11 protein-coding genes are annotated in these 13,206 nt (G+C 64.8%); 5 read left to right on the top strand and 6 right to left on the bottom strand.

The window, feature by feature from the left end; translation table 11 throughout:
- Positions 1-80 precede the first annotated feature (80 nt).
- Together BHD08_RS01605 and ggt are read left to right on the top strand one after the other, a co-directional pair.
- Entirely contained in the window at positions 81-332 is a 252-nt protein-coding gene (locus tag BHD08_RS01605) for a YfhL family 4Fe-4S dicluster ferredoxin (protein ID WP_003303200.1), read from the top strand.
- Positions 332-2,065, top strand: a complete 1,734-nt coding sequence (gene ggt / locus BHD08_RS01600) for a gamma-glutamyltransferase (protein ID WP_125020586.1) — start codon at positions 332-334, stop codon at positions 2,063-2,065. The genes BHD08_RS01605 and ggt overlap by 1 nt, the downstream gene beginning before the upstream one ends.
- Here ggt and BHD08_RS01595 read toward each other — a convergent pair.
- From BHD08_RS01595 to BHD08_RS01580, 4 genes are all read right to left on the bottom strand, one after another.
- Positions 2,049-3,839 (bottom strand): Na/Pi cotransporter family protein, encoded by a 1,791-nt coding sequence (locus BHD08_RS01595; protein WP_375708237.1) that lies wholly within the window; start codon positions 3,837-3,839, stop codon positions 2,049-2,051. The genes ggt and BHD08_RS01595 overlap by 17 nt on opposite strands.
- Before the next feature lie 148 nt (positions 3,840-3,987).
- Positions 3,988-4,329 (bottom strand): hypothetical protein, encoded by a 342-nt coding sequence (locus tag BHD08_RS01590; RefSeq protein WP_015275252.1) that lies wholly within the window; start codon positions 4,327-4,329, stop codon positions 3,988-3,990.
- Positions 4,330-4,444: 115 nt separating this feature from the next.
- A complete protein-coding gene (mutM, locus tag BHD08_RS01585) occupies positions 4,445-5,257 on the bottom strand; it encodes a bifunctional DNA-formamidopyrimidine glycosylase/DNA-(apurinic or apyrimidinic site) lyase (RefSeq protein WP_125020584.1) in 813 nt (270 codons plus the stop codon).
- Between the two features lie 56 nt (positions 5,258-5,313).
- Positions 5,314-6,126, bottom strand: a complete 813-nt coding sequence (locus BHD08_RS01580; protein WP_177412629.1) for an HDOD domain-containing protein — start codon at positions 6,124-6,126, stop codon at positions 5,314-5,316.
- Positions 6,127-6,309: 183 nt separating this feature from the next.
- Here BHD08_RS01580 and BHD08_RS01575 point away from each other — a divergent pair, with 183 nt between their 5' ends.
- Together BHD08_RS01575 and BHD08_RS01570 are read left to right on the top strand one after the other, a co-directional pair.
- Complete coding sequence (locus tag BHD08_RS01575) at positions 6,310-6,849, top strand: type 1 glutamine amidotransferase domain-containing protein (RefSeq protein WP_125020583.1); 540 nt, start codon at positions 6,310-6,312, stop codon at positions 6,847-6,849.
- A 102-nt stretch (positions 6,850-6,951) separates the two neighbouring features.
- On the top strand, positions 6,952-8,148 hold the full coding sequence (locus BHD08_RS01570) for a class I SAM-dependent rRNA methyltransferase (RefSeq protein WP_125020582.1): 1,197 nt from the start codon (positions 6,952-6,954) through the stop codon (positions 8,146-8,148).
- Positions 8,149-8,210: 62 nt separating this feature from the next.
- Here BHD08_RS01570 and BHD08_RS01565 read toward each other — a convergent pair whose 3' ends face one another.
- Positions 8,211-9,059, bottom strand: a complete 849-nt coding sequence (locus tag BHD08_RS01565) for a hypothetical protein (protein ID WP_015275247.1) — start codon at positions 9,057-9,059, stop codon at positions 8,211-8,213.
- Between the two features lie 500 nt (positions 9,060-9,559).
- Here BHD08_RS01565 and ilvD point away from each other — a divergent pair, with 500 nt between their 5' ends.
- Positions 9,560-11,398: a dihydroxy-acid dehydratase gene (ilvD, locus tag BHD08_RS01560; protein ID WP_125020581.1), complete on the top strand. Its 1,839-nt coding sequence runs from the start codon at positions 9,560-9,562 to the stop codon at positions 11,396-11,398.
- A 67-nt stretch (positions 11,399-11,465) separates the two neighbouring features.
- Here ilvD and BHD08_RS01555 read toward each other — a convergent pair whose 3' ends face one another.
- Positions 11,466-13,196, bottom strand: coding sequence for a DUF4153 domain-containing protein (locus BHD08_RS01555; protein ID WP_125020580.1), 1,731 nt, complete (start codon positions 13,194-13,196; stop codon positions 11,466-11,468).
- Positions 13,197-13,206: the final 10 nt, after the last annotated feature.

Raw genomic sequence — 13,206 nt, 5'->3', positions numbered from 1 at the left:
ACGCGGGCCGGCGATGCGGCACAATTACCCGGTCGTAATATTGCTGTGCCGTGGTCAGAGCCATGGCAGGAGTTAGCTGGATGTCCCTGAAAATCACCGATGACTGCATCAACTGCGATGTGTGCGAGCCGGAGTGCCCGAATAGCGCCATTTCCCAGGGCGAGGAAATCTACGTCATCGACCCCAACCTCTGCACCGAGTGCGTCGGCCACTACGATGAGCCGCAGTGTCAGCAGGTCTGTCCGGTGGACTGCATCCCGCTCGACGAAAACAACGTCGAGAGCAAGGACGAACTGATGCAGAAGTACCTGATCATCACCGGCAAGGCGTGATGATCCTGCGGCGACCGACCCTGCGGAAAAACCTGCTCAAGGGCTTCCAGGGTTGTCTCGCCGCCCTCCTGCTGCTGGCCTGCGCGGCCCAGGGCAGCTCCCTCACCAATGGTGCCGTGGCCACGGCCCATCCGCTGGCCAGCGAAGTCGGCCGGCACATTCTTGAATCAGGCGGCAACGCCTTCGACGCCACCGTTGCGGTCAGCGCAGCCCTGGCGGTGGTCGAGCCATACGGGTCCGGGCTCGGTGGCGGTGGTTTCTTTCTGCTGCGCGAGGCCGGCGACCCGGCCCGCCACATTTTTCTCGATGCCCGCGAGCGCGCACCTGCTGCTGCCACGCCGGACATGTACCTGCGCGATGGCGAGATCCAGCGCGAGCTCTCGTTGAACGGCCCGCTGGCCGCCGCGATTCCCGGCACGCCGGCAGCGCTGGTCGAACTCGCCGAGAAGCGCGGCCGCCTGCCCCTGAAAACCACCCTGGCGCCGGCCATCGCGCTGGCTCGCGATGGCTTTGCCGTGGATGCGGTCTATCGCCATCGCGCTAGCTGGCGCCTCACGGCGCTGCGCGATGATCCGGAGAGCGCGCGACTGTTTCTCCACGACGGGGACCTGCCAGCCGAAGGCCATCTGCTGCGCCAGGCGGAACTCGCCGAAACCCTCGAGCGCCTCGCCAGCCAGGGCCGTGATGGCTTCTACCGCGGCGAGGTGGCCGAGCGGTTGGTGCAAGGCGTGCGAGCAGCCGGCGGCATCTGGACACTGCAGGATCTGGCCGACTATCACACCGTCGAGCGCGAGCCGCTGCGCCTCGCCCTCGCCGATGGCCGCGAGCTGATCGGCGCGCCGCCGCCCTCGGCCGGCGGCATGATCCTCGCGCAGAGCCTCGGCATCCTCGAACGTCTGGCCTGGCGCGACGCCGAACCGCTGCAACGCAGTCATCTGGTGGTCGAGGCGCTGCGCCGGGCCTATCGCGACCGCGGCCTGCTGGGCGATCCGGACTTCGTCGCGTCACCGCTGCCACATCTGCTTTCAGACCAGTACCTTGAGCAGCTCGCCAGCTCCATCGACCCCGACCGGGCGACGCCCAGCATCGCGCTGCCGCCAGCGCCGCGCTGGCGCGAGGGCGAGCACACTACGCATTTCGCGGTGATCGATGCCGAAGGCAATGCGGTGGCCGCGACGCTGTCGCTGAACATGATGTTCGGTGCCGCCTTCACCGTGCCCGGCACCGGCGTGCTGCTCAATGACGAGATGGACGATTTCGCCGCCGACATCGACGGCAGCAATGCCTATGGCCTGAAAGGCAGCAGTGCCAACGCCATCTCCGGCGGCAAGCGTCCGCTGTCGAGCATGAGTCCGACCTTCATCGAAAGCGCCGAGGAGTTCGCCGCCTTCGGCACGCCCGGCGGCAGCCGCATCCCGAGCATGGTGCTGCTTTCGGCACTGTCTTATCTGGATGGCGAGCCGGTGCAGGCCTGGCCGGCGGTGCCGCGTTATCACCACCAATACCTGCCGGACGTACTGCAGTACGAGGCCGATGCCTTCACCCCGACTCAGCTCGATGCCCTGCGCGAGCGTGGCCACCAGCCGAAACTGATCGAGCGCGACTACGGCAACCAGCAGGTCCTCTATTGGCACAAGCCGAGCGGCACGGTCGAGGCGGCCAGCGACCCACGCGGCATCGGCCGAGCCCTGAAAGTGCCGGCAGGCCGCGAACCGGTTACAGCTGCAGAATGACCGGGCCGTCGTCCTCGGCGAGCTGACGCAGCTGCCGCGTCAGCTCATGCCCCTCGCCGAGCAGCAGCGCATTGCGCAGGCTCTGGATGATACGACTGGCATAGCCGAGATCGTTCATCAGCGAACTGGTCTGCAGGCCATCCAGCTTGTGGTTGCGGATCGACTCGAACAGGCGGCGGCGGAACTCGGTATCGAATTGCGCCGCGCGCTCGTCCAGCCAGTTCAGCCGCTCGCGCCAGAGCTCATCGGGCAATTCCGAGTGGTTCAGTGCACGAATCTCCCGTAGGGATTCCAAGAGATGCCGGCGCAACTCGACATAGGCCTGGCGCGCGGCAGATTCATCGGTGCGCAGATAGTGCCCGAGGTTCTTTTGCAGGTGCTTGGCATCCTTGACTGCATCAACCAGTTGCAAAGCCGCCACCTGACAGCTCAGCCAGAACGCCTGGTGGCTTTCGTCCAAGGGCAGTTCCAGGCGGCCCATGAAGGCCAGCAGATCGGAATACACGCCCTTGATATGCCGCTGATAAAGCCGCTCGGCGTCCAGCGCCTGCGCTTCGGGTTTCGCGTTGATCAGCGCTTCGTCGATCTTGCCCTGTTGCCGCAGCTGATCAACCGGCAGGTAGGTCGCATGACAGATCACCTCCAGGCTCAACCGCGCCAGGTGCTGCAGCTCCTGCGCCACCGCGCTGGCTGCAGCGTCTGCCGAATCCAGCGCACGATCGTTGAGGTAACGCGCATGGGTCAGCGGCTCTGCCGGCATCGCCTGGGCAAGCTCGGTAATCAGCACCGTCGGCTCGACACGATCGGGCAGCACCCGCTGCAGCAACTCGGCCAGCTGCCGCTGAAACGGCCAGAACAGGGCGACGCCCATGGCGTTGAACAACGAATGGAACAGTGCCAGCTGAATCAGCGTGTTGCCACCCAGCCCCAGGGGCTCGGTGATCCAGCGCACCAGATCGGTCAGCGGCAGCAGCAGAACCAGCGCCAGTAGCGCGGTCACCACGTTGAACAATACGTGCGCCAGCGCCAGCCGCTGGGCGCTCCGATTGCCGCCGAGCGAGCCTACCAGGGCAGCGGTCACCGTGGTTCCCACATTGGCACCGATGGCGGTCGCCAGCGCCTGCCCGAGATCCAGCTGCCCGGCCGCCAACGCTGTCAGCGTCAGCATCAGCGTCGCATGACTGGACTGCAGCACCACGGTGGCGAGCAGCCCGATCGCGACGAACAGCAGTTGCCCCTTCAATCCCCCCGCATGGTAGTGCGACAGGTCGAGGCTGCCGAAGCTAGAAAAGCCGTCCTTGATCTGGTCGATTCCGAGAAAGATGAAGGCGATGCCAAGCACGATGCGCCCGGCTGCCTTGCCCTTGTCGCCGGTGAAGCTGGCCAGCACACCGAATACCAGCAGCGGCAAGGCAAGCGGGCTGAGGCTGACGTTCTGCCCGGCCAGGGCGAGCAACCAGATGCCCGTCGTAGAGCCCAGATTGGCGCCGAACAAAATCGCGATGCCGCCCGCAAGCTTGATCAGCCCGGTACTGATAAAGGCGATGGTGAGTAGCGAAACCAGCGTGCTGGATTGCAGCAGCATGGTGCCGCTGATTCCGAACAGCAGCCCCTTGAGCGGGGTTGCCGTGCTACGCGCCAACAGCTGCTCGAGCTTGCTACCGGCCAGCTGACGTAACCCCTCCTCCAGGCACTGCATGCCAAACAGGAAAAGCGCGAGCCCCGCGCAAAGCTCGAGCCAGCCGTCATTGGCCCAGAACGACCAGGACAACATCAGCACGCCGACGATCGGCAGAAGGATCTTGAAGTAGCGATTGTTCAAGCGTTGGGCTTCGCGGTGCGGAATGGGAGGCGAAGCCTACTGCAGCAGCACCGCGACCGAAAGGCTCATGCCTGGCGAGTCGCGGCGCGGATGATGTCGATCAATTTTGGGCGCCATAGCCACTGGTGGTGCAACCCAGGCAACGGACGAAGGCCGCCTTGCCGGGCTCGACCACCAATGCCTTGCCAGCCTCGCCGACGTTACCGCCCAGCGCGGTGAACGGCAGGCTGACGACGAAAGCGGCGGCGCCCAGCACGGTCGCGCCGATCAGCAGCGGACGGGCGATGACTAGATCGCCGATCATCGAGTAGGCCTTGGGTGCCTCAACGGCGTACATCGGATCGCCGCTGACATTCTGCGGAACCGATTCCGCATGCGCCGGCAGCGCCAGCAGGCCAGTGGTCAGTGCCAAGACAGCAGCGGTAGAGCGGAACAGGTTCATGGTGTGGTCCTTCAGCTGTGCGAAACGCGGCAATTTTAGTTGTGGCGGCCACTATAGCAGTGGCCGGGGCAAGCTGAGCGTGAACGCCGTCAATGCACGCGCAGTCTGCGAGCGCTCAACGCTGGCAACGGCTGCAATAGACACTGGCGCGCTGACCGAGGCGTATCTCGCGCAGGGTCGAGCCGCAGCTCTTGCAGAATTCGCCGGCCCGTCCGTAGACGAACAGCTCCTGCTGGAAGTAACCGGGCTTGCCGTCGCCGCCGACAAAATCGCGCAGGGTCGTGCCGCCGCGCTCGATGGCCATCGCCAGTATTCGCCGGATTTCCTCGCCCAGCTTGAGATAACGCGCTCGCGAGATGCTTCCTGCCGGGCGCCGCGGGTCGATGCCGGCGGCGAACAGCGCCTCGCTCGCATAGATATTGCCGACGCCCACCACCACCGCGTTGTCCATGATGAACGGCTTGACCGCCATGCTCCGCCCGCGGGACAGCCGATACAGACGGTCGCCGTCGAAATCCTCGCCCAAGGGCTCGGGCCCGAGGCTCGCCAGCAGCACATGGGCGAGTGGCTCCTCGCTCCAGAGCATCGCGCCGAAACGCCGCGGGTCGGTGTAGCGCAGTGCCTGGCCGGACTCCAGCAGGATATCGACATGATCGTGCTTGCCCACCGGCTGCGCCGCTTCCACCAGGCGCAGGCTGCCCGACATACCCAGATGGACGATCAATGTGCCGGTTTCGGCCTTGATCAGCAGGTACTTGGCGCGCCGCTCGACGGCCTCGATACGCTGGCCGGACAGGCGCACATCAAGGTCTTCCGGAACCGGCCAGCGCAGGCGCCGGTCGCGCACCAGCACGCGGTCGACGCGCTGACCGAGCAGGTGCGGCTCGATGCCACGACGGGTAGTTTCAACTTCTGGGAGTTCGGGCATGGCAGACGTTGGATACAGCGAAGGGATGCCGACCTTAGCAGGCCGACGCCGGGGCGTCAGCCCACGCCAAGCTCGCGGATGCTTTCCTTGAGGCAGAGAAAATCGTATTCCGAGAGCCCGACATATTCGAGCACCAGCTGGGAGATGCTTTCCCACTCATGATCATCCGGCTGCGCGCCGAGCACGCGATGGCAGGCACAGATGTGCTCGGCCATCTTGAGAATCGCCAGCAGCGTCTTGATCGGTGCATCGCGTCCCGAGTCGTCTGAGAACAACGACAGGGCGTTGTGGTGATTGGCGATGGCATCGCACAGGTGCAACGGCAGGTTCCACGACTTGGCGGTGAAGTAACCAACCACCGCATGGTTGGTGCTGAGCACGCGGTTCTCGATGTCGACGATGCGCTGTTCAGTCCCGGCGCTTGCATAGGCCTCCTCCAGCACCGCCATGTAGCCGGGGAAGCGCTTGAGCATCAACGGGATACCGCAGTTATGGAACAGGCCCAGGGTGTATGCCTCATCCGGCGACTGGTAGCCGATGCGCTTGGCAAGGGTCAGGCAGGCCATCGCGACATCCTGTGCGGTATCCCAGAAGCGGCTGAGGGTGACGATGGTTTCGTCACTCATCTCGCCTTTGATCGACTGGGCATTGATCAGGTTGATCACCGAATTGCAGCCCAGCAGATTCACTGCCTGCTGAATGGAAGCGATGCGGTTGGCGAGGCCGAAATATGGCGAATTGACGATCTTCAGCAATGCGCCGGACAGTCCCGGGTCCTGGCTGATCAGCCGCGAGATGGCCTTCAGATCCGGAACGGGCATGACCTGCTCCATCTGCAGGTCGACCATGATTTGCGGTTGCGGAGGCACGCTGATGCCTTGTAGCACCCGGCTAATCTGTTCGGCGGAGAGGTCAACGGCCATGAAGGGACGCTCAAGGAGAGGGCAAAGTGCCATCGGCACGAAAAGGCGAACTTTGGCTGAGATGCGGGTCACATTTCAAGTGACCCGCATTCCGCGGGGCGACCGACAGGACAGAAGGAGGCAATGCTGATGAGCCAATCTCTCGCTGGCAAGCGCGTGGCAATACTGGTGACCGACGGCTTCGAGCAGGTCGAGCTGACCGGGCCCAAGGACGCGTTGGAAAATGCCGGAGCGACCGCCGAGATCGTTTCGGCCAAGAACGGAGAGGTGACCGGTTGGAACCACACCACGCCGGCCAGCAAGTTTCACGTAGACAAGACCTTCGACGGCCTCGATATGAATGACTACGACGCGCTGCTGCTGCCCGGTGGGGTCGTCAATTCCGACACCATTCGCACCGACGAAACCGCACAACAGCTGGTGCGCGATGCCGCCGCGGCGAACAAGCCGATCGCGGTGATCTGCCATGGCGGCTGGCTGCTGATCTCGGCCGGCCTGGTCAAGGGCAAGCGCATGACCAGCTGGCCCTCGCTTACCGACGACCTGAAGAACGCCGGCGCCGAATGGGTGGACCAGGAGGTGGTGGTGCACGGTCAGCTGATAAGCAGCCGCAAACCGGATGACATCCCGGCGTTCAGCCAGGCGCTGATCAAGGCCCTGTCCGCCTGACCGGACGATGCGCGGCAGGCGCTGCGAGGATTTTCCCGCAGCGCCGGCGCGCGTGACCTGCGGCTCGTTTAGAATGCCCGTCTTTTTCCCGGAGCCCTGCCGATGACCCTGCCCAGCCTGCGCCTCAAAGCCAACGCCGATCGCCGCCTGCGCGCCGGTCACCTCTGGGTCTACAGCAACGAAGTCGACACCGCGGCCACGCCGCTGGCCGGCTTCGTCGCAGGGGACCAGGCTGTGCTCGAAGCGGCCGGCGGCAAGCCGCTGGGCATCGTCGGGGTATCGCCGAACAACCTGATCTGCGCGCGATTGCTGTCGCGCGACCTCAAGCACAGCCTGGACAAGTCGCTGCTGGTGCACCGCATCAAGGTTGCCCTGAGCCTGCGCGAGCGACTGTTCGAACAGCCCTGCTACCGCCTGGTCTACGGCGATTCCGACCTGCTGCCGGGGCTGGTCGTCGACCGTTTCTTCGACATCCTCGTCGTGCAGCTCGCCTCGGCCACCATGGAGCGCAACAAGGACGCCGTGCTCGAAGCGCTGGTACAGGTACTCAAGCCCAGCGGCGTCCTGTGGAAGAACGACTCCAGCGCCCGTGACGCCGAGGGCCTCGAGCGCTACGTCGATACTGCGTTCGGTGTGGTGCCGGAATGGGTGGCACTGGAAGAGAACGGCGTGAAGTTCGAGGCGCCGGTCATGCAGGGCCAGAAGACTGGCTGGTTCTATGATCACCGCATGAACCGCGCGCGCCTGGCGCCTTACGTGAAGGGCAAGCGCGTGCTCGACCTGTTCAGCTACATCGGTGGCTGGGGCGTACAGGCGGCGGCCTTCGGCGCCAGCGAAGTGTTCTGCGTCGATGCCTCGGCGTTCGCGCTGGATGGTGTCGAGCGTAACGCCGCGCTCAATGGCGTGGCCGAGAAGATGACCTGCGTCGAGGGCGATGCCTTCGAGGCGATGAAGGAACTGAAGAATGCGGAAGAGCGCTTCGACGTGGTGATCACCGATCCGCCGGCCTTCATCAAGCGCAAGAAGGACCTGAAGAACGGTGAGGCCGCCTACCGTCGCCTCAACGAAGCCGCCATGCGTCTGCTGAACAAGGACGGCATTCTGGTCAGCGCCAGCTGCTCGATGCATCTGCCCGAGGACGACCTGCAGAACATCCTGCTCGGCAGCGCGCGCCATCTGGACCGCAACATCCAGCTGCTCGAGCGCGGCGCCCAGGGCCCGGATCATCCGGTGCATCCAGCCATTCCCGAGACGCGCTACATCAAGAGCCTGACCTGTCGCATCCTGCCCAACAGCTGATCCGCACCCCCCCCGATGCGCAAGACGACGGCGAGCCGTCGCCTTGCGCGCGACTCACGCCGCTATTCGATGCCCTTGCGCTCTACACTCCAGAGCAGGCTGGTGCACAGCCGGCAGAGACGCCCGTAGAAGGTGCTCCGCGCCGACTGGTCGTCCATCAGGTGATAGCGGAACCAGGCGGTAGTCGGTCCACGATACTCGCCGCCGCTGCCGACCGGTTCGAAGTGGCTGACGTAGCGCCGCTCACCCCAGAAGATCGGAACATTGGCGCGGGTGTAGACCGGCTGGGCGTTCAGATAGGGAACCGCGATGGTGTCGGCCCCTCCGGACATCAGGAACATCGGTCCGCGCTGATTGCGCTGCGACGACGAGTCATGCCCGAGACCGATGGTGTACGGCTGGATCGGCGCGGTCACCCGCACGCGGTCGTCCTGGCCGGCCATGATCGACCCGCCACCGCCCTGGGAATGGCCCGATGTAGCGACCCGCCCGGTGTTCAGCACGCCAACGTAGGTGCCGTACGTGCGATTGCTCTCCTGCACCAGATAATCCAGACAGGCCAGCATTTCCCGGCCGGTCCCGGCGTTGGAGGTCTCCGCCGCGGCGACCACGAAGCCATGGCTGGCCCAGTGAGTCAGCAGTCCGGAATAGGTGGTCGGCCCGGTACCGGTGCCATTGCCCCAGAGGATGATCGGGTGCCGGACACCGTTCTGGCCGAGGGTGCGCGGCCGGTAGACCCGGCAGTTCGGCCCTTCGCTCTGGCTGCTGACCGCATATGGGCCGGAGTTGTCGAAGCTCGAAACCGCGGGGAATGCCGTACCGGGCGTGTCCGGCAATGGCGCAGCCATGGCGGAAGCGGACAGGACCAGCAGAGCGGCAGCCCCTAAGTATCCACGTGCGAATGTGTGCATCTGTCTTCCTCGTTCTTGTCATTGGTATAAGGACTAAACGCCAGCAAACGCTAACCGCTACCTCCGCAAAACGGGTGCTCCTGGCGAGTGACCACGCGCCGTGGCTGAGCAGCCTTGAAGGCTGCCGCAGCTGGCACTACGGTCGGAAATGGACTCTAGCGAGCGATCTCTGACCCGCCAGCCAAGCGGACCGGCGGTCATGGACCGGAAAAAGGTTCTGAAAGACAGCAGTAACGGCGCTCCGTACAGCGCCGGCCGGCTAGCACGCGGGCTGGCGCGAGACCGGCAATCGTCCCGCCTGGCTCACGCACGGGAACGTGCGTAGAATCGGTGATATCTCGCCATTCACCACACGGCGGACTCTGAGCCCAGGCCCTACGAGCGTCTACCCGCCTCGACCCGGTCCCTTCCGAACGCACGGTCATCCTCCGTTGCATCCGGCACAGGCGTTGCTCACCATACGCATACCTCCGATTACCTGATTAGCCGCAGGAACCGTCATGCCTGATTACCGTTCGAAAACCTCCACGCACGGCCGCAACATGGCCGGTGCCCGCGCGCTGTGGCGTGCCACCGGCATGAAGGACGAAGACTTCAAGAAGCCGATCATCGCCATCGCCAACTCGTTCACCCAGTTCGTTCCCGGTCACGTGCACCTGAAGGACCTCGGTCAGCTGGTCGCTCGCGAGATCGAGAAGCACGGCGGCGTCGCCAAGGAATTCAACACCATCGCGGTCGACGACGGCATCGCCATGGGCCACGACGGCATGCTCTATTCGCTGCCTTCGCGCGAGATCATCGCCGATTCGGTGGAGTACATGGTCAATGCGCATTGCGCCGACGCCATTGTCTGCATCTCCAACTGCGACAAGATCACCCCCGGCATGCTGATGGCCGCCCTGCGCCTGAACATCCCGGTGGTGTTCGTCTCCGGCGGCCCGATGGAAGCCGGCAAGACCAAGCTGGCCAGCCACGGCCTGGATCTGGTCGACGCCATGGTTATCGCAGCCGATGAAAGCGCTTCGGACGAGAAGGTCGCCGAATACGAGCGCAGCGCCTGCCCGACCTGCGGCAGCTGCTCCGGCATGTTCACCGCCAACTCGATGAACTGTTTGGCCGAAGCGTTGGGCCTGGCCCTGCCCGGCAACGGTTCGACCCTGGCCACCCACAGCGACCGCGAGCAGCTGTTCCTGCGCGCCGGCCGCACCGTCGTCGAGCTGTGCAAGCGCTATTACGGCGAGGGCGACGAATCGGTCCTGCCGCGCAACATCGCCAGCCGCCGCGCGTTCGAGAATGCCATGACGCTCGATATCGCCATGGGTGGCTCGACCAACACCATCCTGCACCTGCTGGCCGCCGCTCAGGAAGCCGAGGTCGATTTCGACCTGCGCGCCATCGACGCCCTGTCGCGCAAGGTGCCGCAGTTGTGCAAGGTCGCGCCGAACATCCAGAAGTACCACATGGAAGACGTGCACCGCGCCGGCGGCATCTTCTCCATCCTCGGCGAGCTGGCCCGTGGCGGTCTGCTGCACACCGACGTGCCCACCGTGCATAGCCGGACCCTTGCCGAAGGCATCGCGCAGTGGGATATCACCCAGACCCAGGACGAAGCGGTGCATACCTTCTTCAAGGCAGGCCCGGCCGGTATTCCGACGCAAACGGCGTTCAGCCAGTCGACCCGCTGGGACAGCCTGGATGACGACCGCGAAAACGGCTGTATCCGCAGCGTCGAGCACGCTTACTCGCAGGAAGGCGGCCTCGCCGTGCTGTACGGCAACATCGCCCTGGACGGCTGCGTGGTGAAAACCGCGGGCGTGGACGAATCCATCCACGTGTTCGAAGGCACAGCGAAGATCTTCGAAAGCCAGGACAGCGCCGTGAAGGGCATCCTCAATGACGAAGTGAAGGCTGGCGACATCGTCATCATTCGCTACGAAGGCCCGAAAGGCGGCCCGGGCATGCAGGAAATGCTCTACCCGACCTCGTACCTGAAGTCCAAGGGCCTCGGCAAGGATTGCGCCCTGCTCACCGACGGTCGCTTCTCCGGCGGCACCTCGGGCCTGTCCATCGGCCATGCCTCGCCGGAAGCGGCTGCAGGCGGCGCCATCGGCTTGGTGCGCGATGGCGACAAGGTGCTGATCGACATCCCCAACCGCAGCATCCAGCTGCAGGTCAGCGATGAAGAGCTGTCCCACCGCCGCATCGAGCAGGACAAGAAAGGCTGGAAACCCGCCCAACCGCGCACCCGCAAGGTGACCACGGCGCTCAAGGCCTACGCCCTGCTCGCCACCAGCGCCGACAAGGGTGCGGTGCGCAACAAGGCGATGCTGGACGGCTGATCGCCAGGCTTGCTCGCTGTAAATGAAAAGCCCGACCTTCGCGTCGGGCTTTTTCATGCTCAGCAGACTATTCGGTGATTGCCGGCTCCAGCCGAATGCCGTCGATCTCCAGCGCCTTGAAGCGCGGCGCTACCACCTGTAAAGCGCCACGCTCAATTTGCTGCCTGAGCGTCTCGCCGTCGAGCGCTTGTTGATCGGTCGTGCGCAGGTGCCCGATCCAGCGCCAGCCACCGGTACCACGCCCCAGCACCGTCACGACCCGCGGCCGTGCACCACGCAACAAAAGCACCTCAGGCTGGTGATCATCATCCAGATCGACGGCAAACAGGGTGCAGTCCCCGTCACAGCCCTGGGTCGCGATCGCCTGGGCCAACGCGCCGTCGGCATCCTCGAGAGGCTCGCCGATCCAGGGCACCGGTGCGGTATTGGCCATGTCGTGCGCGTGTCGCCAGTTCCAGTAGCTGTCGGCCTTGTCCAATCGCTGCAGGTCTGCCTGCAGTTGCTCCCGATGCGCGTCTGCGAGGCCAGGCTCGACCAGGCGCTGGCGCAGTTTCTCCAGATGGTCGCGGCCGGGTTGTCCCAGCTGGAAGCGTAATGCGCCGAGATCGGTGCGATCTGTCGGCACCTGCTCGTCGAGCAGGCGCTGGTACTGATTGGCTGCGCTGAGCTGCAACGGGCTCAACGGCGGCAGATGCATGAGCAGCAACAGCACCACCGAAACCAGCGCCAGCAGCGGGTTGCTTCGGCGCAAGCCGGCCAACCAGCCACCCCGTCGTTGCAGCACCGCTGCCATCAGCGCCAACGCATGCAGCAGGGCAACCAGCGTCGCCCCGACCGCCACCACTCGATCAGGCGTGAGCCCGTATTGATCGATCCGCAGCCAGAGCGCGTACACCGCAAGAGCAGCCAGCAGCGGCAGGCACAGGGAGCTGGCGTCGACCAGCACGCGCAGCGCTCGTGGGTAATGCACCGCTTGCCGGCCATCCTGAACGACGCCGTTGAGCAGCGCGACATGAGCGAACACCAAGGCCAGCAGGATCGGCGTCGCATGGCGGGTTTCCCACAACGGCTGCAGGCCGGTGAACGGCAGGCAAACCACGAAAATCAGCAGGATCAGCACCGTCAGCGGCAGCAGGAAGCGACACATGGCCTGCAGTACATTGCGCAGCGCATCGACCACTTGGCCGCGCTCCAGCCCGATCCACAGTCCAATGGCGACCACCGTCGCGCTGGCGATCCAGATAAAGCCGGAGGACTCGAACAGCGTTGCGAAGATCCTGATGCCGACCAGCTTGAACAGGCCGGCCCAGAGCCAGATCAGCAGCCAGAACGCCGCCAGCATCAGCAGCGCCATGAACAGCAACAGCCCATTGTTGATGGCATGCCGGTACAGCGCGGCGTAGTCGACCCGCCAGCGATGATCGGCATCCCGCGCCTGGATGAAGGGTGTCAGCACATAAGCCAGGATCAGGTTGCTCCAGAGCAGCAGGGTGCCGACCGATTCACCCAGGTAATACCAGCGCGGCTGGTCGAACTGCAGTGCGAGGCCGCCCGCCAGCACGGCCGGCAACACGGCAGCGGCAAGCACCAGGCGCCAGCGTCCGGCCTCGCGCAGCCCGCCCCAGAGCAGCTGCACCTGCCAGCCGCCAATCACCGTGAACGCCAGCAGTGCCGAGCACAGGACCCGCCAGCCCGTGGCGTGTGGCCACGCCTCGCTGGCTGCCCAGAGCGCCAAACCCTGCAGCACCCCCACTGCCAGATAGACGTTCAGCGGGCGGGCCTCGCCTGTCTGTTCCATGCACATTCCT

Origin of the sequence: Pseudomonas sp. SCT, from assembly GCF_003864275.1 — a bacterium.
GTDB classification, from domain to species: Bacteria; Pseudomonadota; Gammaproteobacteria; order Pseudomonadales; family Pseudomonadaceae; genus Stutzerimonas; species Stutzerimonas stutzeri_AE.
Note: the sequence above shows the minus strand (reverse complement) of the source record. Positions and strands in the feature narration are given on the sequence as shown.